Here is a 22583-nt window from a genome sequence, read left to right on the forward strand (position 1 = left end):
ATAATGCTTTGGCTGGAAGAGTATAAATTAACTTTCTACCTAAAATAAATTTGGACTAAGATTTGTTTCAAATTAATTCAAAAAACAAAGAATTTACTTGGAGAAAAATTAATTTCAACTCCAATAAAGCAAATATAAATCTACTAATGCTCTACTCTATATACTCGGCGAATAAAAAAATCCCAATAGAAAATTCGCATTCAATTTCAAATCATGGAAAAAATCTCATCGTGGGGACGCCTGTCCGCGGAAAAACATCAAAGTATTTATTTGACCGACCGCGATTCCGTGCTGGCACAAATCCAATCGAGTGGGGTGGGAATTAGCTATGGTGCGGGACGAAGTTATGGCGATGTGTGTTTAAACCCGGGCGGGGTAATTTGGCGCACCAACAATTTGGATCACTTTATCCGCTTCGATTCAAGTACAGGACGCTTAATCTGTGAGTCAGGTCTTCGCCTTCAGGAAATTCAAGATTTGTTTGTTCCCCTTGGATGGATGCTAGCGGTGACACCTGGAACAGAATTAATTACTGTCGGAGGGGCGATTGCGAACGATATACATGGAAAAAATCATCACCACTGTGGCACATTCGGCGAATGGGTTCATAAAATTTGCCTGCAAAGAACCGATGGGGAATTAATTGAATGTACTCCTGAAAGTAATTCGGACTGGTTTGCCGCAACTGTTGGGGGCATAGGCTTAACCGGAGTAATTGTTTGGGCTGAACTACAACTAGTCGAGATCCCAAGTGCTTTCCTGCACGTTGAAAATATTGTGCAAGCTAATTTGAAAACCTTTTTTGAATTGAGCCAAAACTCTCAAAATGAATGGCAACATTGTGTCTCTTGGATAGACTGTACACAGAATAGGCAAAAGGATCTCACCGGCATTTTCTCCAGAGCCAATTTCGCGCATGGTGAATACCCGTTGAAAGTTCAAAAGCACAATCTCACTTTCCCCGTAACCCCTCCCATATCGTTGATTAATGCTTACTCCATGAAGTGTTTCAATTTACTTTATTTGTGGATGAAACAGCAGGGCAAAAAGCAGACGACTGAACACTATAAAACATTTTTATACCCACTAGACGCCATACAAAACTGGAATAAGGCATACGGGGCAAAAGGCTTTTACCAATACCAATGTGTCCTACCGGGCGACGCAGCCGCCATCGCGCTCACCGAGATGTTAGAGCAAATTCGAAAGGCAAATGACGGCTCGATTTTGACCGTATTAAAGTCATTCTCAGAGAGACCCTCTGTTGGAATGTTGAGTTTTCCGACTGCAGGAATTACCTTAGCCATAGATTTTCCGAATCGTGGACAAAGAACCATGAAACTATTTGACAGCTTAGATGCTATTGTTCGAAACGCAAAAGGACGCCTATATTTGGCGAAAGACGCACGCATGCCTAGAGATCTATTTGAATCGTCTTACCCGCGACTGAATGAATTTCTTCCATATCGTGACCATGGAATTAGTTCGGCGTTATCTCGCCGTTTGATGGGATATTAAGTGGAAAATTTAAGTACTATGAAAAGAAAACGACGAATATTAATCATTGGTGCCACTTCTTCTATAGCTGAACATTGCGCTCGATTATGGATAGAAAAGTCATCTTGCGATTTCGTTTTCGTGGGTAGAAATTTGGAAAGATTGAAAATTATCTCAGACGATATTCTTATCAGGGATTCTCAATCAAGTATTAAATTAATTACGATGGATTTCTATGACCCGAAAAAAATTGCTACAGGGATTGATCAAATTATGCAGGAAGCACCGGTGGACATTGTCTTGGTGGCACATGGTAGTTTGCTTGCGCAACCTGAGTGTGAAGACAATTTGACCACGTGTCGCGATAGTCTGCTGATCAATTTGATCTCGCCTATCCTTTTTATAGAAGCCTGCGCAAAACATTTTGCAGTTCAAAATTCTGGAACCTTAGCAATCATAGGATCTGTTGCTGGGGATCGCGGTCGAAAATCAAACTATATCTATGGCAGCGCAAAATCTGGTTTGTGGCGTGTAGCACAAGGATTACAACATCGCTTTGCGAATACTAAAGTGCAAATCACTTTCATCAAACCTGGTCCGACAGACACGCCAATGACGGCGAAATTGAAAGTAAACGGTACGAAATTAGAACCGGTGAAAAATGTAGCGCGACAAATCGTTTTAGGCATCGACCGTGGTGACCGCATTATTTATACTCCGCCGAAGTGGCGTGTAATCATGTGGGTTATTCAACATCTGCCGTCTGTGATTTTTAATCGACTCAATATTTGATCTGATTTAACACATACCAACAAAAAAGCGACCATTGAAATCAGTGGTCGCCTTTATGTTAACTTTATTTCTTTGCTCAATCGTTCTTCATAATTTTATTAATCAAGTGCTTGAAGAAGTTGTTCATGAATATTTATTGAACTACACCATTACGATCAATCGTCACCACGCGTGAGCCATTTTTGATCCGGCTTTCATGGGCGTTTGCTTCACCTGCCGCTTTCACATTGACGCTGGCTTCACCGGGTCCATTTACTTTGACTGAAGCGAGTTCGAGTAATAATTCAGTCGCATGCAAATCACCAGAACCGTTTAAATTCGCGCTCAGTTTTTTTGCTGTGCCGTGCAAAGTGATACTACCTGGGCCATCAGAGCTGATTTCTATCGTCGTCGCAGAAGATAAATCCGCTTCGATGTCACCCGAACCAGAGGCATCAATCATCACGTTGCCCGTCAAGGTCTTAAACTGCAAATCAGCAGGGCCTGAATTACGAATGTCCGCGTCACCCACTTTTAAACGTGATGCATCAACACTACCAGAACCACTAACACGCAATTTCAAAGACTTCGTTTCGCCAGAAATAGTCAACTCACCTGGACCGGACATTTGTATATCGGCCTTCTCTGCCTGAATTTCATCGACTGAGACATCACCAGAACCTGACATATCGATGTCGAGGTTTTTACTCACTCCGCGTAAGCTGATGCCGCCTGAGCCTTCCACAGTTAATGTGGTTTGTTCGCTTTGTAATTTAGCCACGTGCAAATCGCCGCTACCAGTCAATTTCGCATTCAGGCTTTGCATCACTTCACCAAATTCAATATCGCCAGAACCATGCATTTCTACTGTCAATTTTTTGGTATTCAATTGACGCAAGCTAACGTCACCGCTGCCACTGGTGCGGAAGTTCAATTCTGTCGCGGAACCCGCCGCTTTGATGTCGCCAGAACCTTCATTCACAATTTCCAGCTTGTCATTTTTCAAATCACGCAAGCGCATGTCGCCGCTGCCTGAATTCATCGCTTTTGCCAAAGCGGCTGTACTGATCTTGACGGTCGTTGGAGCTGTCTTCCAAGAGAAGTGGAAGCTGCCTTTGCGTTTATTGCGCACCACCAGCGTATGACCTTCGACTACTGTCTCAACTTCTTTGACAAAATTATCATCGCCTTCAACAACAACATTGTTTTTGCCATCTACGACTAATTCGATATCGAATGGCGATTGGTTATCGATACTGTCAAAAGTAGTCGCGTCACGTTTCTCGGTGATGATGTGACCACTGCCTTTGATGCTGTCGTCATTGATACTGATTTCGCAGCCACTCAGGCCAAGTACCATAGTTGATGCGACTGCTGCCGCGATAGCTATTTTTGTAAACATGTCCGCCCCCTGAAAATTAAGAACCAAAATTTGAAACCGATAACTAAAAAAAGATGAAAATTCTTTGGAATTTCTATGTTCACAGTTTACGTCAAGCCGATTTTATCCGCCCATGGTTAACGACAGAACGCAAAAATCATCGACTCAATGGTCGAATTGGAGCCAAATCGGTCGTAATTTGCGCTAAGTTTGAACTCAGTATGTGGCGCAGAGGCGATAAAATGCAGGCTTACTATTCACCTCATCGCTATTTCAGCAGAAAGTTCTAGTCGCATGGATAAAGTCATACTTCAAGCAAGAGATGGTGCCCGCGCCGAAATCGTCACGCATGGTGCACATGTCTGTTCGTGGGTGCCGGCGCAGGGTAGCGAGCAATTGTTTATGAGTCAGGCCTCAGAATGGAAGGAAGGCGTGGCGATCCGTGGCGGTGTGCCCATCGTCTTTCCGCAATTTTCTAATTTGGGCAATTTGCCTAAGCATGGTTTTGCCCGTACCGCGATTTGGCGCCTGGTGCGCTCTGGTCAATTAGAACAAGGAGCCGCGCAAGCTGTGTTTGAATTACAAGAAAGCGCGGCGAGTTTACAGATCTGGCCACATGTATTTAGAGCAGAAATGATGGTCACCGTGGCAGAGCAGAGTTTGCAACTAGACTTCTCAGTAGTAAATAACGGCGACAGCGAACTGCGCTTTCAAGCTGCCTTGCATAGCTATTTCCGCGTGCAGGATATTCAGCAAACCCGCGTCCATGGTTTGGGTGGCCTCAACTATCGCGATACCGTGACAGGTGAGGACAGCTGCCATCAATCCGATCAGATGCTACAAATCGTCGGGGAAGTCGACAGCATTTATACCGATGTGGTGTCAGATATCGTGATCAAGCAGCCACACCAAGTACTGCAATTGCGCCAATCGGGCTTCACCGATGCCGTAGTATGGAACCCAGGTGCGGAAAAAGGTGCACAACTCGCCGATTTAGAAAGGGACGGATTCCGTCGCATGCTTTGCGTAGAAGCCGCTAGCATCATGCAGCCCGTGGTATTGGCACCAAGTCAGGTGTGGTCGGGTATGCAGTTGATGAGTATATTGACGAAATAGTTATCTGCAACTTCATTCTTGCTCACTAAGCCTCTTATATTGACCCAAATAGGACGCAAAGATTAAGAGCGGGTGCAGCTCGCGGCACTAGAATACAGCGTCTGCATGCTTTGAAACGGCCAGCGCGCTCGCTTTACTTCTTCCCCTTCAAGAAATAGGTATCTATACAAGTCCAAGTAACTCAAAAAAACCCTGCACATACTTCCTTCCCGCAAGCGGCGAGTCGCAAATGCCGGATTGTGGATGGGGATCGTTGAGTAGGTGAAATGATGTTTCATCCGTACATTTTCGATATAGACAACGACTTTAAGTAAGCATTTTGCCAATCTGAACGCCCCTCACACCACCCCTCTCCCGCTTGCGAGAGAGGGTGTTTTATCCCTTCCTCGACTTGTGTAGATGCCTATGCCTTGAAAACGCGGGAACCTAGTGCCCATGCGGTTTAGGTTAATTTTGAATTTGCTTAGCGCCTATGCAATTGCACCCACCGTACAAATACCACTCTGGAATTTCGCCGTTTGCCCATCAAAAACAAATAATAAAGAGACAAAAATAAGCCTCCCTCTCGCTACCAAATCTTGATTTAAAACAAAAATCCGACCTAATTTTAATTGCAAATGATAATAATTCGCATTTATAATTGCGACTATTCAGTTATTTTATCTTTGTGAGAATTTTATGCAACGCACTACACCACGATTTGCTTTAGCAACGCTGCCGGCTTTATTGGCATTGATCAGTTTCCCGGCACTGGCGCAAAACAGCACGACGACCGCTACAACCAACTCAACAACAAACACTACAAGCACAAACAGCAAGCAAGAAACCAAGCTGCCAGAAGTACAAATCGTCGGTGCCAGTGAGCAAAAGTATGCGACCAAGATCAGCGGTACGGCGACTAAAACCGATACTTTGCTGCGCGATACGCCGCAGTCAATTACGGTTGTCACCAAAGAATTGATCAAAGATCAGGCGATGCAAAGCATGGCTGATGCAATCCGTTATGTGCCTGGCGTAGTCACTGCCCAAGGCGAAGGCAACCGCGATACCGCCGTATTCCGTGGCAATAGCTCGACTGGCGATTTCTTCGTTGATGGGATTCGTGATGACGTGCAGTATTACCGTGATTTCTACAATATCGAAAGCGTCGAAGCCTTGAAAGGCTCAAATGCAATGATCTTTGGTCGCGGTGGTTCTGGCGGCATTATCAATCGCGTGACTAAGCAAGCACAATGGTCGCCAGTGCGTGAAGCATCGATTACGGTCGGCTCTTGGAGCAATCGCCGCGCCACAGCTGATATTGGTCAGGCAATTGATCAAAACATGGCTTTCCGTGTCACTGGCATGGTGGAAAATTCTGACAGCTACCGCAATGGCGTGAATATCAAGCGCAGTGGTATCAATCCGACTTTCGCGATTCGCGCTGGTCAAGACACCAGCATCGTACTCGGCTACGAACATTTCAAAGATGATCGTATTGCAGATCGTGGTATTCCTTCTTACCAAGGCAAGCCACTCAATGTAGATAGCAGCGTGTTTTTTGGAAATGCCGCTTTGAGCCCGACGTCTTCACGCGTTGATGCCTTCACCGCTTTAATCGACCACGATTTAGGTAATGGCTTTAGCTTACGCAACCGTACTCGCTATGCGGATTATGATAAGTTTTATCAGAATATTTTTTCTGGCGCAGTCAATAACACCGCCACCAGCGTGGCCTTAAGTGCGTATAACAATGCGACCCAACGCAAAAATTTGTTTAATCAAACTGATCTGACTTTTGATATTCAAAGCGGTGGCATCAAACACAAGATTTTGACAGGATTAGAACTCGGTCAACAAACGACCGACAACTTACGCAACACCGGCTATTTCCCTACGGTTTCTGCAAATGCGACTAGCATTAACGTTCCGGTTAGTAATCCCATCACCAGTTCCGTCGTATTCCGCCCATCGGCGACAGATGCGAACAATCATGGCGTTGCCACAACGGTCGGTGTGTATGTGCAAGACCAGATCGAGTTTTCACCGAATTGGCAGGCAATCGTTGGCTTACGTCGCGACAGCTTCGGGGTCGATTTTACGAATAATCGCACGGGCGAAAAGATAGAAATTACGGATACACCAGTCTCGCCGCGCGCAGGTTTGATTTACAAGCCATTCACAGAAATGTCTTTGTACGCCAGCTATAGCCTGGCATTTGCCCCCCGCGCAGGTGATCAATTGTCATCGCTCACTGCCAGCAACAAGGCTTTCGACCCTGAAAAATTTAAGAATTTTGAATTGGGTGCGAAATGGGATGTGTCACGTGACTTAAGCTTAAGCGCCGCGGTATATCAATTAGATCGCAGCAACGTCGCGATTACCGATCCTAGCGATTCAACGAAATCCATCTTGATTGATGGTCAACGTACCAAGGGCCTGGAATTAGCCGTCAATGGCAAACTTGCCGCGGGTTGGAGCATCATGGGTGGTTATGCTTACCAAGATGCAAAAATCACTCGCACGCTGTCCACCACAGCCTTAGCGGGTGCAACTTTGGCACAAGTGCCGACCCATAGTGCATCATTGTGGAATCGCTACGACGTCAACAGTCAATGGGGTTTTGCCGCTGGTGTTGTGTATCGCGGGGCAATTTATCCATCGACTGACAATACTGTGGAATTGCCGGGCTTCACCCGCATTGATGCGGCACTCTACTATGCTTGGGATAAGAATATTCAAGTCCAGTTGAATGTAGAAAACCTAGCGGATAAAAAGTACTACGCTTCAGCAAATAGTAATAACAACATCACACCAGGCTCACCACGCGCCGTGAAATTAGGGATTAATTTTAGATACTAATCTAGATTCTGATTCGCTTTAGATTGGAAACACAGCGAAAACCACAGCCCCGACAACAAGTTCGGGGCTTTTTTTTGCCTCAGCGCGAATGAACTGCAAAAAATATTGCATTGCAGCATCATTAGTCCCGACTTTGTGTCATCAGGTGGGAACCATTTCGGGTCAAAGCTTATCCAAACCGCTTCGATAGCAGATGCATCAACATCTGTCCGAATCTACGGTACTAAGCAATCGTCATTAATCAAAAACTTAATCACTAAGATTAATCACTAAAACTACAAGGAACAATAAGATGCGTTTGATCAGCCTTTTGGTGTGTTCGCTGTTTGTCAGCTCCACACTCCCTGCACTAGCCGCCGATGAAAAAGTCGATTTAAATCTCGTGAATAAAATTCGTGATGAAGGAACAAATCGTTCCAAAATCATGGAAACTTTAAGCGTACTGACCGATGAAATCGGTCCGCGCCTGACAGGATCACCAGGCTTACGCAAAGCGGGTGACTGGACTAAATCACAATTAACGGACTGGGGTCTGCAAAACGCCCAAATCGTCAGCATCGCGCCTTTCGGTCGTAGCTGGGTATTAGAAAAATCCTCCATGCGTTTGGTCGCACCATCGAATCTGGTATTAGATGCAATCCCTAAAGCTTGGACGCCAGGCACAGACGGCGTGAAACGTGGCAAAGTAGTCTACGCTAAACTCGAAACTGAAGAAGACTTGGCCAAGTGGAAAGGCAAATTGAAAGGCGTGATTCTGTTGCGTGACGCCATGACCCCAACCAAATTGCATACGGCTGGCGATGCAAAGCGCTACACCGAGCAAGAATTGCAAGAATTAGAAAACTTGGATTTAGGTGGTGCAACTGGTCGCCCACCTATGGATATGGCAGAAATTGCAAAACGTATCGCCTTCGGCAAAAAAATCAATCCTTACCTGACTGAAGAAGGCGTGATTGCAACGGTGAATGTCTCACGTGGTGATGACGGCACAATCTTTGTACAAGGCGGCGGTTCTTACAAAAAAGACGAGCCAACTGGCCCGGCAGCATTGGTCATGTCGACGGAACAATACAATCGCATTTTCCGCCTGATCGAAAAGAAAAAAGATCTTGAAGCAGAAGTCGAAGTCGCTGTGAATTTTGGCGATGAAGACCCAGCTAATTCCATTAACGTATTTGCAGAAATCCCAGGCAGCGACAAGAAAGATGAAATCGTCATGCTCGGCGGCCACTTAGATTCATGGCATGCAGGCACAGGCGCGACCGACAATGCAGCGGGTGTCGCAGTCGCCATGGAAGCAGTGCGCTTGTTAAAAGCCATCGGTTTCAAACCACGCCGTACCATTCGCATCGCCCTGTGGGGTGGTGAAGAACAAGGCTTGTTAGGTTCCCGTGACTTCATCAACAAAAATGTCGCATCACGCCCAGAATCAACTGACCCTAAAGAAAAAGACTTGCCAAGCTTTATGCGTCGTCCAGCCGGACCACTGAGCTACAAACCTTTGCACGGTAAAATTTCTGCTTACTACAACCTCGACAATGGCGGCGGCAAAATCCGCGGCATTTATGCAGAAAACAATTCCGCTGCGAAAGTCATCTTTGATACCTGGTTAGCGCCATTCCATGACTTAGGTGCCAAGACTTCTACTTTACGCAAAACTGGTAGCACCGACCATGTGTCCTTTGATACTGTCGGTGTACCTGGCTTCCAATTCATCCAAGAACCGATGGACTATTTTGCCCGTACTCACCATAGCAATATGGACGTCTACGACAAACTGCAAAAAGGCGACATGATGCAAGCTGCCATGATCATGGCGAATTTTGTTGCCCACACAGCAAATCGTGATGAATTAATGCCACGCAAACCTTTGCCAGTAGAGCCTACACGTCCTGCAGCACCGGCTAGTCGCTAAGTTATTCAGGGTTAGTTGCAATAACTAAGTTGCCATAGCTAAGTTATTGCAACGGAGATGTGATAGTCGACCAGCAATAAACACTTATCACAATCCGACACCAAACCAGCATGTTGATATAAACAGCATGCTGGTTTTTTTACATCCTTTGTTCGAAAAACGCATAAGCAAATCGCCACTGATTATTTCAATCTCAGCCGCATCAATGTTAAGGTAGCTCACCTCATCACAGCTCACCGATTATCCTCATGTGCCAACTCTTAGGAATGAATTGCAATACCCCGACCGACATCGTGTTTAGTTTCACGGGTTTTGCCACGCGTGGCGGGCGCACCGACGAGCATAAAGACGGCTGGGGCATCGCATTTTTCGAAGGTAAGGGCGTGCGGCATTTTGTCGATCATCAGGCTGCGATTGATTCGCCGATTGCAGAATTAATTAAACGTTTTCCGATCAAATCCACAAATGTCATCGCCCACATACGCAAAGCGACACAGGGCGTGATTGCTTTAGAAAACTGTCACCCATTTGTGCGTGAGGCCTGGGGCTATCAATGGGTATTTGCGCACAATGGTGATCTGAAAAATTTCGACCCACAACTCAACGGTAGCTATTTGCCTATTGGTACTACCGATAGCGAACGGGCATTTTGTTATCTGATGCAAAGTCTGCGCACGCGCTTCGGCGCGCAGTTGCCAGAACTCAGCGCCTTGCGCGAATTCTTAAGCGAAATTTGCCGCGAAATCGCCAGCCACGGCACTTTCAATATGATGCTCTCCAACGGCAGCGCCCTATTCGCGCATTGCTCAACCAAATTGCATTACATAGAACGCCAACATCCATTCAACACGGCTGCCTTATCCGATGAAGACGTGTCGGTCGATTTCGCCCAAGTAACAACGCCACAAGATCGGGTGGCAGTGATTGTTACTGAGCCGCTGACGACCAATGAACAGTGGACTGCTTTGCAGTCCGGTGAATTGAAATTATTTGTAGATGGGCGCGCCTTGGATTGAACGTAGTTTTGTTGAGGGTAAAAAAGGTAGAAGCAATCCACGACGCTTAAACGCCGTGCACATGGAGAGCTCTACAAACACCTTCAAATATTCGGCGAACCGGAATACCGATAGAGCTTATGGCCCCGCCCTACATGTTTTATCCTTTTAGTGTAATAGTATCCGCGCTCTCAAAAATCAAGTTTGATGCTGAATCGACCTCGACTGCGCATAGGCACATTTGTGAATTCTTCCACTTAGCAACGTCAAGGAATCTGCAAACTACTAATCGTTTGCGCCACAAAATCCACCGATGTCGCCGGTGGCGCAACGATATTTTTCGCCGTAGTTGGCAACACATAAAAGCTATCCGTGACCCGTACTGTCATACTTGCAGGTGCCTGATCTTTGGCGATTTGTAAGTATAAATTGACTCCCTCGGTGGGCATCGCATGCACACTGGTCGTCCATTTTTCTTTTGCTTCTTTTGTCAATACCAAGCCTTGTAGGCGTGCCGATAAAACGCTGCCACCTTCCACTTGTATTCTGGCGTGATTCGCTCTATCCGGGCTACTGATATGGAGTGTGATTTCACGGCTATCACCGACGACCTGATCGGATACCAACTGCAATACTGGTGCCGCAATGCCAGCATCAGGCGCTGGCTTGAGCCAATAAACCCATTCGCCGCGTGGCATGTTTTTACCGAACAATTCCGGTACGGTGCGATGTTCTGGATTGTCAGCCAACATAGGCAAAAGCTGGGCGTTCACTGCTTGTTGTGGCGTCAACCAATAACTAAGCTGGCTTTGTGGCATAGCGACATACACCAGTTGCGGTGGAATCGGGAAATCACGATGAAAGGCTGCGGTCGCGAATGCACCAACAACGACAGCAACGACACTGATCAGTAAAAAATAACGTGCTCGACATTCTTGCAATATCCATAGCCAAAGCGGTGTCAGCAAGCTCAACAAGATGAGAAACAAAATCACGGGAACGCCGAGAGAATGGAAACCCAAGGCAATATTGAACAGCAAAACCAAAGGAGAAAACAAGACGATGCCGACTACGCTGCCAGCACCGATGAGCCAGATATAAGTCGCGCTATCCTCACCGATCTTGCGTAAGCGAATGAGTAACCATGACAACAACACCGCACATAGAGGCCAGGCAAATAAAAAACTGGCTCCCGGAAAACGTGCACTGGTCATCAGCAATAACACGATCCAGATGAGCGCCGCGCCATGGGCCCATTCTTGTACGCGTATCCAGCGATTTAGCACTTTTTGCAAAAATCCAAATCCCAATGCACTTAGCAGCAACACGCCTAGCAAATAGAAATGCCCCGTATCTTGATCATGCATTTCCAAGTACGCAGGATAAAACTTAAACACCAGATTCCACGCTTGCTGCACTAGATAACCTATCGCTATCAGCCCAAGCAACAAAGCAAAGGATGCCCCAAGTGTTGCTAAGGCGCGCACTTGCCCATGCTTGCGCGCCAACCAGAAACAGGCGATGCCCAGCGCGCTGATCAACAGCGCAATCGGCAAAGCATAACCGACCGGATAATGCACCAAGCCCAGTAAGGGAAAACTAAAATACACATGGTCGTCCGCTGTAAGCTGAGTCAAATCCTGATTACCAAAATGGCGCACCAAAGCCAGCATCATTGCCCCTTGCTGCTGTTGTGAAGCGGGGCTGATTAATTCGGAACGATCATAACGCGTGTGATAGCTGGAGATATTTTGTATCATCGCAAAATTCAAACCCGGTATTCCTTGCTTGCGGAACACGGTGAAGTCGGTATCGTTTGGCAGAGCCTTATACACTTCATACATCATAGAATTACTGATCACGCCCGGCACCGCTTGCGCCAGACCTGTGATTAATTGCCCATTGCCCGCCGTTGGTTCAAACATCAACACCGGCCCCGCATTGCCACGGTTATCAAAATTGAGCAACATGCCCACGTCTTTCATCCACGTGTGGTCTTTCGCAAAACCAGCCGCGCCTAGCAGGCCAACTTCTTCGGCATCGCTCAACAGGCAAATCACATCATTGGCTAAGGGAGCTTGCGATTTCAATACACGCAAAGTCTGCAAGATAGAAATCACCGACACGCCATCATCGCCCGCACCAAAACTATTTGGCACCGCATCGTAATGCGCAACCAGCAGTAAGGCTTTCTTGTTTTGGTCTAGCGCTGCATTGCGACCAGACAGCCGCACCACAATATTTTGTACCTGACCACTCGCTGTGCCTTTTTCAAAGCTGGCGAAACTGTTGTGGATTTGCGGCTCTAAACCCATGGCTTTGATTTCTGCCACCAAATAGTCGCGCACGGCATCGTGTGCAAGGCTACCGACCGGATGCCGTTCGCGTGTGATCTCGCGCAATTGGGTTTGCGCTGCAATGAGAGAGAATTGACCCGCAGCTGGTGTCTGTGGTGTCAGAGCGGGTGCTGGTGGTTGCACGCTGGATAAAGCCAAGCTGATCAACAAAAACAAGGCCAGTAGCAAGGCGATCAAGGTGTACTTGTGTTTGGCTGTAGCCGGAAAGAAGAATGACATGAAAGCTCCCGAAGAGTAGTGCATGCATTCTGACCCAATTCACTTCGCTTGCAAATCAAGATCAAGCGCGCAGTTAATCTTCGAGGATTTCTAACAACAGATCAGCTTGTTGGTTTTGTAGCTGTGTCGGTGCTTTGATGTCGGTCGACATCGCCGCTGCAATCAAGGCCATGTCATGTGCACTAATTTCAAATAAACCAAAGCGCAACTGATAACCCCAATTTTTCTTACCGCGTGAAAATTCTAATTGATCTAATAAGGACAAAATCGACGTCGGCGGTGCGTTAAGCCAATCGACGTCACGCCTGAACGGGCAAAAACCCGGTGCCATTTCGACTTGATACGGCACGCTTTCTCGCACCGTCCCTATCGCTGTAAAATTTTGCAATTTGTTTTTGCTACTAAATGACGAAGCTGACGAAGCCATGGTCTGCGTCGGTGAATAATAGACGACGCAGTCACCCGCCTGAAGGCGACGTAGAGGAGCCACCTTACCGTGGCAGACCTGCATAAATCCCTGCGCGTGACCGATGGCGACATGATCGGCAGAAGCGACTGCAATCCAGTTTTTCATAATGGTTCTTAGTTGGTTCTTAAATGGTTCTTAATGGGAGCCAGGTGCAAATACACGCAAGCGATGCCCGTCAGGATCGAGTCCAACAAAGGTATAGCCAAAGTCCATTACGGTAGGTGTTTGTGCTAAATGGATGCCGCGTTCTTGCCAATCTTGCGCCATCGTATCGACGAGGTGATTATTCTCGACGGCGAACGCCAACTCATTGCTACCTGCCGCCGCGACTGCAGTTGGTAACACCGTGTGCTTCGCCCACAGGCCGAGCATGACACCAGAATCTAAAGCAAACATGGCAAAAGTGGCGGAAGCTTCAATGGCTTTTGTGCCCAGCAGATCGGCGTAAAATTGCGCGCTCAAAGTAGGACTCTCAACGTAGAGTAAGATGAAATTTGGATGTGGCATGGTTTCCCCAATCATGGATTTAAGTCCACACAGCAAGTGGTGTGAACGAGCTTTCATCATATTGGGCACTACTGTCAGATTCTGTCAGTAGTGATGCCTTCTTTTGCGCGCCATTCTTTCAACAGTGCTTGGCGGCGTTTTGGATAACGCAAGTCATAGACTTCAAATGCTTCAATGCGGTCACTGCGAAAGTGTCGTATCTCTTGCCGCAGTTCGCACCAGGCAATCAAGACTCGTACGTGTTCAAAATAACCTAGCGCAAATGGCCAGATCATGCGTTGGCTTATTTGACCTTTACCATCTTTATAACTTAGGAAGATCTTGCGTTCATTGCGAATCGCCGAACGCAACAATGGCAAACCGGTATCGATGTCCGCTTTGGACTGATCGGGGCCAGCGAGCAGGGTGGTCGTATCTAGGGACTCGCGCAAATCAGCGGGCAAAACCGCCGCAATTTTATGTAAAGCATTACGCGCCGCGGCTGCCAGCCTGTCATCACCACGATCCGCTACCCAACGCGAACCCAGCACCAGCGCTTCGATTTCTTCTTCAGAAAACATTAAAGGCGGCAACATAAAACCAGGTTTCAGCACATAACCCAAACCCGACTCACCAGCAATACTCGCCCCTTGCTCTTGCAAAGTTGCGATATCACGGTACAAAGTACGCAAACTAATCCCCAATTCTTCCGCCAATTGCGTACCAGTCACCGGAAAACGATGACGACGTAAGATTTGGATCAGATCAAGCAAGCGTTGTGCGCGGGACATGAGGTTGATGGGTATTTAAATGGCGTGGTAAGGATGAGTTTGGCGCATTTGCTGTCAAAAAATGGCAGTATTGGTAGCTAAAACTTTCCGTTCATGTGGCATTAGTGACATACCTTGCTTGATCTAACTGAGCGATAAATTTCGACTTTAAATCGCCTATGAAGACGTTATAGCAGACGCATACGAGGAAATTATTTTAAAGGCTAAAAAAGGTGTGACAATTTTCTATGCAAGTTACAGGCTAGAAGATTTGATCACCTAACTAAGCTAAAAAACTTATGTTTATGCTGCCATTAATGGTTTAGGAAGACCCTTGTCGGTTATTTTTAGCTTCTGACTGAAAAACATTACTTCCGATCCAATATATCTTGTTTGTGCTGTGTAGCTCAGACCATAATCTAACGACCGTGTATTCACATACATATCTTTTATTTCTTCAACGTTATCATACGACACGAGCCATTTTCTACCGAAGCGCGAACTCTGCAATAATTTGGCGATATTTTCATGGTCGATTCGCTCATAAAAATTACGGTATAGTCCTTGACCTTTTACAAAATATGGAGGGTCTAAATAAATTAGAGATTTTGACGGTAGAAATGAAGCACAGCGTTTTAAGAGTGAAAGAGCATCTTCACAATAAACGGAAATATTTAAAGCATTTAAGGCGATTCTTGCGATGCGATCCGACAATACTTTTTTATTCAATCGCGCATCCATTTTATAAACACCAGCTTGTTCTTTCCCGCCAATAACACCTGCTTTCAGAATCCCAGAACGATTCGTACGATTTAAAAAGAGCGTTGCAAAGCCTCTTTCAACCTGGCTAACTTCAATTTTTCCTCGTAAGACATCACGCCAAAAATGCCATTGTTCCATATCTATTGGAGTGTCTTTTAGAAGCTTAAGTAGTTCTTCAGGATATCTGGTAACGCTAATCCAAAAATCATAAATCGCAGTGTCATAGTCATTGATATGAATGTGCTTAGCAACTCCGTGGAATAACAAATCCAATGCAACCGCAGCTCCTCCAGCATAAGGTTCCAAGTAGTGTCCATCAACGAGGTTGTTTTCAACCATTAAATTTGTGACTAACGGAGCAAAGGCGGATTTGCCACCTGGGTATCGTAATGGAGAATAAAGTCTGTTTGAGTACATGTTGTGAACGTTATCATTTCATACTAGTCTTGGCCAGTTTTTTTTGGGATTCGATTTGAGTTTCGATATGTTTTACAGCTTCAACGATTTTATCAATAAAAAGATTAACATTTAATTCGTTATCGGCAACCCAACCTTCAATTAATCTCAAATTATTTATGTTTTCTAGTCGACGATTAAACCATGTCTTTGCATGGTCGCGGTCTGCTGCGACAGTTTTCTCTGGTTTCGCTTCATTGCCTTGAAGATTCAAGACGTGCTCTTGAATATGATCAGTAGTATAGCTTTTTGCCCTAAGTAATTTACGCGTTTCTGGATAAGAGTTCTGATCGCTTACAAGCAATTGACACATTCCTTCAATAATTGGTTCTGGAGCTTGTTTTATCGTTAGACGCGGATCTACTGGAAGTCGAACAATATTTTTTACATTAGGAATCCCTCTTGACTCAGTATCTCCATCAACGACGACAATTACTGTTTTAAAGTAATCGTCTGTCTTGTGCAAAGCCATCAAATTTGAGCACCCTAAGTGACAAGAAAGAACTTCAATCCTCTGATTTGTCGCAACTTGAATTTTGTTCAGTCGAGTTCTCGTTAATATTTTTTTGAGAAACAAAGCCGCTTCATCATCTTCAACATAAATTTTTATTGGCTTCTTTTTTTCCTCTGAAGAAAAACGTAAAAACATATCGTCATGTATCTTTTGATATTCCGTGACGTCTAATAACTCTACTGGATTTCCACCTTGTAGATAGACGATTGAATCTTCGCGTTTTGAAATTTGAGGAACTTTTGAAATCTCAAAATGAACTTCAGAAAGTAACGTTAGTGAATGTGTCGTTGCGATTATTTGCAAATCTAGTCTACGTGCCTCCGTTTTCAATTCTTGAAATAATTTTTTTTGCGCTTGCGGGTGGAAGCCAGCATCAATTTCGTCAATTACCAATAAACCACCTGGATAATCATTTCCCATACTCGTCTTTATTTTTTGAAATGATGCCAATGCGGTGGCAATTGAACTTAAAGAGTCCTGACCGAGAGACACTCCTTTGCTGTCATACCCAGCATAAGGCGGGTGTAATGATCGTTTCTTTGTCCCCTTTACCCATTGGTTGGTAATTTCTGGTTGTTCACTTGAAGAGCCTGTATGGATTATTCGTTTTGTAAATTCGTCTATAAACATAGCGTCGGCAATATGCTCAGTCGTGAAAGCACTACTTTCCAGCGTTCCAGGTTCGGTTTCACCGACAGGCATCATTCGAATCATTCCTAAGTAAATAGTTGGTAGCGGTACCTTACCTGCTGCTTTTATAACGATATCACCTGCAACTATTTCGGTTTTAGGTTCATTTCTAGGAACTATACGAAGACCACTTCCCTTTCTCAAAGTTATATTGCACTTCTTTACTACAGGAGTGTCATTTGCAACATATGCTAAGAACACGTTTGGTTTCTCGGCTTCATTTTCAACGTAATCATTTTCCATTGATAGATGAATTATCTCGTGCAAATTACCTTGCGGAAGCTTGCCAAAAAATGTGAAATTTTGACCTCTAGTGATTCCTGACGCGTTAGCGATAAGTCCGAGTAAAGTCGATTTACCTACGCCATTTCGACCAGCAATCAAAGTAAATCTAGGAGCAATATTAATTTTTAAACTTCCTAATTTCCTAAATGGAATTTCAGAAAAATTTATCGAAGTGAGTTGAATTCTATTTAATATCTTTTTGCTTACTTCAGATACAGTTTTCTTATTGGTTTTCGTCGCCATAGATTTTTCTCAATTTTTTAGGTTTGTCTGCTTCTTTTAGCAATATTTTATTTTTTATAAATCATACATAGAATTAGTAGGCGAGTTACCGAGAGGTAAGTTTTATTTCTATAGACGACGTGTTGAAAATCAAAAAACAACGTTCTGAAAGGGAAAATCAAAGCATAGGTTAAGCTCAGCATCGCATTCTCTTAACTATCCACTTAAATCTTAAACACAGATTCCATACGTTTAATTTCAGCCGCTGTTATTTGCAAACTCTTCGCTTCTTCCCGCCAAGTCTGCACCGCACCGAGCACTTCATCAAGAATGATCGCCGCTTGTTGTTCGTTCAGGCGGTAAAATTCATAGGTAGAAATAACTGCCTCTAGCGCATTCTCAGGTGTCGTTGCGATGCCTAGATGCAAGCTGTGTTCGCGCTTTGCTGGATTAGGATTCACATCGAAGGCAGGAGCGAGTCGCCAGCCTGAATCGTCTCTCAAGAAGCCGTGATTGCGCAGATGATCGTCTCTGTTTCCGATGGTGACATTAAACAAGAGTCGTCTAAATAGTTGCGCTAAATCGGTTTCGATAAAGCCGCGTGATCCATGTTCTGTGAGGACTTGAGCGATGTCTAAATAGCTGCCGGATTCACCATCTTGTTTGCCCGTCATGGTCATGGCAGAGGCATACATGCGGCGTCGATGATTAAGTCTGTCAAACCGTTGCACGCAGAAGGTGTGGTAATGGGAATTGAGTTGTTCGACTTGGGCATTGGGAACGTGAATGCCAGCCTTTTTTGCCAGATGGTGTGCCAGATATTCCCATTTTCCTATGTCGTAGCGATCTTCCTGTGCGGGAAACTTGGCGATCCACAAGCTACCATCGATGTTTTGAAAATTGGCTTTTGGTCGCGCTCCACCGAGCGATGAGCCTGGTGCCATCAGCATCGCCAGCCATTGCTCGTATTCTGGTAAAAATTCAATCCCAACTTCTTGTATCCGTGTTGCCAATGCTTGTAATTCACGTAGTTGACTGACAGGTGGAACGGCAAATTCTGCGGCGGCAATAAAGTGGCCTTGATTGTTCTGAAATTGTAAACCGCCCATACGAGAGGTATCTTGTACAGCGAGTAAAAAATCAATATCAAATAATGTCTTGCTGGTTCTATTTTCTTTGATAGCGCTTAAAGATTCTCGACGTTCTATCAAGACGCGGCCCCATCGATCTGGTGCAGAATCCCGAAAGATGCCTGCGAGTGTGCCGCGTACTGGATATTGATGTCCATTGACTAGTGGGAGATAAGGATCAATCGCATAGGCATCTTTATGCTGCAGCCATGTGCTTTCATAACTAAATGAGGCCGGCGCTTCATTGCGATCAGAAATCCGCAACTCTCCTATCAATACTGGCTGTATGAAGCCAATATCATCTAACCAGACTTTTACAAGAGTAGACGGACGTGCCATGTTTACCCCTGTTTGTCTGATGGGGGCTTATTTTTATATTTCGCCATGACCTGATTGATTAACGATGGCGCATTTACCTGAAAAGTATTCTCAGTCACGCCAGTTTTGCGTGGTAGTTTTAACGTTGAGCTGATGCTGTTTCGCTTAGATTTTGTAGCCAAGCTTGCATCCTGTAGTTTGCGCCCCAATACATCTTCATTTGCCAGATGATCGATATCGTTTGCTAAACCTAAAGTTTGTAGTGCACTCAGATACGAGCCAAATGCCACTGTAGGATCACCATTTTCAACTCGACGCAGGGTTTCTCTTGAAACACCCATACGCTCAGCGAACAAGCTTGTAGTGAGCTTACGCCGTAGTCGGGCAAGACGAATGCGTTCACCCAATGCCACCATCTGAGTGGTTTGATTTGGATAAAGAGTGAGAGATTTTTTTACCATGGTGACTTATATCATAGGCAAAGCATTTAATTTTGTCAATTATATGAGTCAATTAATGAGATTTCTTGAATGTCTTAATAAAATAAAGCCACATAAATAAGGCAATTAAATAGCTATTGCTTGATTTATGTGGCACGTTTGCCGGAAGATTTACACTGGCAATTTATCTGCGAGCACAGGGTTTTCAGGTGTAGCTGCTACCGTACTCGGTTTCCCCAACTCTCTATGCATAACATCATGCTGCAATTCACCTTCCCAATGCGATACCACGACCGTCGCGATGCCGTTACCGATGAAGTTGGTGAGGGCGCGGGCTTCTGACATGAAGCGGTCGATGCCGAGGATGAGCGCCAAACCTGCGACAGGAATTGTTGGCACAACCGCCAAAGTTGCTGCGAGGGTGATGAATCCTGCACCGGTCACGCCAGATGCACCTTTGGACGTCAGCATGGCGACCCCTAGCATGGTGAGTTGTTGCGTCAGAGTGAGTTCGATGTTTAATGCTTGTGCTACGAATAAAGCCGCCATCGTCATGTAGATATTGGTGCCGTCCAGATTGAAGGAGTAACCGGATGGAACGACCAAGCCAACCACGGATTTTGAGCAACCCATTTTTTCCAGTTTATTCATCAAAGGTACTAAGGCAGATTCTGAAGACGACGTGCCCAATACCGTCAGCAATTCTTCTTTGATGTAGACAATGAAGCGGAAGATATTAAAACCGACTAGCTTGGCGATAGAACCGAGCACGATGATGATGAACAAGATACAGGTTAGATAGAAACTACCCATCAACGCGGCTAAAGGTTTTAAGGAAGCGAGGCCGTACTTGCCGATGGTGAAAGCCATCGCCGCGCCAGCACCGATTGGTGCTAATTTCATGATCACATTCATCATGCCAAAGAAAATATGCGAGGCTTCTTCTATGAATAAATGTACAGCCTTGCCAGTTTTACCCATGCGCATCATGGCGTAACCGAACAAGACAGCAACCAATAAAACTTGTAATAAATCGCCAGAACCCGTGAAGGCATCGGTGAAGGTTTTAGGAATAATGTGGAGTAAAAAGTCGACTGTACTTTGGTCATGTGCAGCTTTGGCATAAGTTGCCACCGCTTTCGCATCGAGTGTGGCAGGGTCAACATTGAAACCCGCACCAGGGCGTATCAGATTGACGACGATTAAGCCTATGGCTAGAGCGAGCGTCGAAACCACTTCAAAATAGATTAAGGCTTTGCCGCCAACGCGACCGACTTTTTTCATATCGCCGGCACCCGCGATACCCAATACCACGGTGCAGAAAATCACGGGACTGATCAGCATCTTGACCAGAGCGATAAAACCATCGCCAAGCGGTTTTAGTTTGACGGCATTGGTCGCATCGAGAAAACCAAATAGACCGCCACAAAAAATGGCGAGTAAAACCCAAAAGTAAAGATGTCCGGTAAAGCGTTTCATGTTTGTCTCCTGATAATTTTTTGACCATTGCAGCTAAGGTAGCTAAGACTGCTATGACAGCTCTGATAGCAATGGCGAAACTGGATGATCCGTTACATGAATATGGCGTATGAGCGAACTATCCTTGTGCCCATTATCAAGAGTGGCGCGGGCAGCGTCTATTGTGGATAACCGCAATGGGGTTTTCCCTTAGGGTTCATATTTTCGCAGTTCAAGCCCTCGACTCAACAGTTCATCGCTTTGCTATGGAGACAAGATGACGGTTTCGATACAGTGCACTCCTCAACGCAATTTCTGCATACGATTAACTTAATTAGGAAGACCTACCATGCGTACTATTTTTGCACTTTGTTCAATTTTGGCTTTCTCTGGCTGCGCTATCATCATCGCTCCAGACGGTAATGATGCTCGCTTTGAAACTGCCTGGAGTAGCAATGCAATTAAGGGAAATGGCGATGTCACAAGTGATAAGCGTCAAGTGAATGGCTTAGCCGCCTTAAGTGTCAGTGGCCCTATGCAAGTCGAAGTCAGAGTCGGTGCTGCGCCTGGATTAGAAATTATTGGCGATAGTAATTTACTTAATCTGGTGCAAACGCAGGTGAGTGGTGATACACAAAAAATTTGGATAGACGAAAAATTCAATAGCAACAATCCTATTCGCGTGGTGTACACAGTGCCAGCCGTGACGGAGATTACTTCTAATGGCTCGGGTCGTTTGATGGTGAATGGCTTGAACGGCGGGAATTTGAGCGTACGCAACTACGGTTCACGCAGCGTGAATTTGGATGGTAACGTGAGTCGCATCGACATCGTGAATACTGGCTCTGGCAGCATCAATGCATTGGGTTTGATGAGTAAGGATGCAAAAGTCAACTTGCAAGGTTCTGGCTCTTTGAATCTGGGCGCCGTGAACGGCAATGAATTGGCAATCACCGTGAATGGCTCCGGTTCAGTCCATGCGAGCGGTAACGTGCGCAATCTGGTAGCACAGACTCACGGTTCTGGCTCGGCAGATCTCTCCGCAGTGAAGAGCTTGAGCGCCGATTTAAATAGTTATGGTTCAGGCTCAGTGACGGCAGCTGTTTCACAAAACGTCAACGCGCAAAGTAATGGATCTGGTAGCGTGAATGTGTATGGCAATCCGGCACAGCGTAATGTGAATGGACGCCGGGTGAATTTTATCAACTGATGAAGAAATTTTTCAGGCAAGTTAAAAAGGCGACAAAATTTTGTCGCCTTTTTTCGTCTTTTTTTGTTTGTCATTTACCTACGCAAATTTGCACTAACCAGAGTTTCATCGCGTAAGGTGCGCCGTGCGCACCACACACGTTGACCTAGGCTTCGGTGCGCATGGCGCACCCTTGTATTATGAATGAAGAGTCGGTATTTTCACGGACTCGATGTTTTAACAGTTTTTGATAGGCATATCAGAAACGAGCAACTGGATGCCGTGCGCACCCTTTGGTTAAA

The 22583-nt window shown here is 45.5% G+C and carries 17 protein-coding genes; 7 read left to right on the plus strand and 10 right to left on the minus strand.

Going from position 1 to position 22583, the window contains the following annotated elements:
* Positions 1 to 213 precede the first annotated feature (213 nt).
* On the plus strand, positions 214 to 1518 hold the full coding sequence (locus H8K55_RS06100) for an FAD-binding oxidoreductase (protein WP_186941179.1): 1305 nt from the start codon (positions 214 to 216) through the stop codon (positions 1516 to 1518).
* The gene (locus tag H8K55_RS06105) at positions 1519 to 2289 is read left to right on the plus strand and encodes an SDR family NAD(P)-dependent oxidoreductase (RefSeq protein ID WP_329605003.1); all 771 of its coding nucleotides are present in this window, start codon (positions 1519 to 1521) and stop codon (positions 2287 to 2289) included. It begins immediately after the preceding gene.
* A 133-nt stretch (positions 2290 to 2422) separates the two neighbouring features.
* On the opposite strand, the gene H8K55_RS06110 is transcribed toward H8K55_RS06105, so the two are convergent.
* A complete protein-coding gene (locus H8K55_RS06110; RefSeq protein WP_186941180.1) occupies positions 2423 to 3670 on the minus strand; it encodes a GIN domain-containing protein in 1248 nt (415 codons plus the stop codon).
* Positions 3671 to 3943: 273 nt separating this feature from the next.
* On the opposite strand from H8K55_RS06110, the gene H8K55_RS06115 reads away from it, so the two are divergent.
* The 4 genes from H8K55_RS06115 (at position 3944) to H8K55_RS06130 (ending at position 10537) form a co-directional block, all read left to right on the plus strand.
* Positions 3944 to 4765, plus strand: coding sequence for a D-hexose-6-phosphate mutarotase (locus tag H8K55_RS06115; RefSeq protein ID WP_186941181.1), 822 nt, complete (start codon positions 3944 to 3946; stop codon positions 4763 to 4765).
* A gap of 678 nt (positions 4766 to 5443) precedes the next feature.
* Entirely contained in the window at positions 5444 to 7606 is a 2163-nt protein-coding gene (locus H8K55_RS06120; protein WP_186941182.1) for a TonB-dependent receptor, read from the plus strand.
* Positions 7607 to 7898: 292 nt separating this feature from the next.
* Complete coding sequence (locus H8K55_RS06125; protein ID WP_186941183.1) at positions 7899 to 9521, plus strand: M20/M25/M40 family metallo-hydrolase; 1623 nt, start codon at positions 7899 to 7901, stop codon at positions 9519 to 9521.
* Between the two features lie 248 nt (positions 9522 to 9769).
* Entirely contained in the window at positions 9770 to 10537 is a 768-nt protein-coding gene (locus tag H8K55_RS06130) for a class II glutamine amidotransferase (RefSeq protein WP_186941184.1), read from the plus strand.
* A 245-nt stretch (positions 10538 to 10782) separates the two neighbouring features.
* On the opposite strand, the gene H8K55_RS06135 is transcribed toward H8K55_RS06130, so the two are convergent.
* The 9 genes from H8K55_RS06135 to H8K55_RS06175 form a co-directional block, all read right to left on the minus strand.
* Positions 10783 to 13092, minus strand: coding sequence for a M28 family peptidase (locus H8K55_RS06135; RefSeq protein ID WP_186941185.1), 2310 nt, complete (start codon positions 13090 to 13092; stop codon positions 10783 to 10785).
* Positions 13093 to 13165: 73 nt separating this feature from the next.
* Positions 13166 to 13666 (minus strand): EVE domain-containing protein, encoded by a 501-nt coding sequence (locus H8K55_RS06140; protein WP_222612379.1) that lies wholly within the window; start codon positions 13664 to 13666, stop codon positions 13166 to 13168.
* Between the two features lie 30 nt (positions 13667 to 13696).
* The gene (locus tag H8K55_RS06145) at positions 13697 to 14068 is read right to left on the minus strand and encodes a VOC family protein (protein ID WP_186941186.1); all 372 of its coding nucleotides are present in this window, start codon (positions 14066 to 14068) and stop codon (positions 13697 to 13699) included.
* A 74-nt stretch (positions 14069 to 14142) separates the two neighbouring features.
* Positions 14143 to 14838: a helix-turn-helix transcriptional regulator gene (locus tag H8K55_RS06150; protein ID WP_186941187.1), complete on the minus strand. Its 696-nt coding sequence runs from the start codon at positions 14836 to 14838 to the stop codon at positions 14143 to 14145.
* Positions 14839 to 15120: 282 nt separating this feature from the next.
* The gene (locus H8K55_RS06155) at positions 15121 to 15996 is read right to left on the minus strand and encodes a DNA adenine methylase (RefSeq protein ID WP_186941188.1); all 876 of its coding nucleotides are present in this window, start codon (positions 15994 to 15996) and stop codon (positions 15121 to 15123) included.
* Between the two features lie 13 nt (positions 15997 to 16009).
* Positions 16010 to 17767, minus strand: a complete 1758-nt coding sequence (locus H8K55_RS06160; protein WP_186941189.1) for an AAA family ATPase — start codon at positions 17765 to 17767, stop codon at positions 16010 to 16012.
* Between the two features lie 203 nt (positions 17768 to 17970).
* Positions 17971 to 19215 carry a type II toxin-antitoxin system HipA family toxin gene (locus tag H8K55_RS06165; RefSeq protein WP_186941190.1) on the minus strand — a complete coding sequence of 415 codons (1245 nt, stop codon included), beginning with the start codon at positions 19213 to 19215 and terminating at the stop codon, positions 17971 to 17973.
* Positions 19216 to 19217: 2 nt separating this feature from the next.
* Positions 19218 to 19655 carry a helix-turn-helix domain-containing protein gene (locus H8K55_RS06170; RefSeq protein ID WP_186941191.1) on the minus strand — a complete coding sequence of 146 codons (438 nt, stop codon included), beginning with the start codon at positions 19653 to 19655 and terminating at the stop codon, positions 19218 to 19220.
* 150 nt (positions 19656 to 19805) lie between these two features.
* Entirely contained in the window at positions 19806 to 21113 is a 1308-nt protein-coding gene (locus tag H8K55_RS06175; RefSeq protein WP_186941192.1) for a dicarboxylate/amino acid:cation symporter, read from the minus strand.
* Between the two features lie 328 nt (positions 21114 to 21441).
* Between H8K55_RS06175 and H8K55_RS06180 the strand changes: the two genes are divergently transcribed.
* Positions 21442 to 22302: a head GIN domain-containing protein gene (locus H8K55_RS06180; RefSeq protein ID WP_186941193.1), complete on the plus strand. Its 861-nt coding sequence runs from the start codon at positions 21442 to 21444 to the stop codon at positions 22300 to 22302.
* Positions 22303 to 22583: the final 281 nt, after the last annotated feature.

Source organism: Affinundibacterium flavidum (genome assembly GCF_014284175.1).
GTDB lineage: Bacteria > Pseudomonadota > Gammaproteobacteria > Burkholderiales > Burkholderiaceae_D > Undibacterium > Undibacterium flavidum.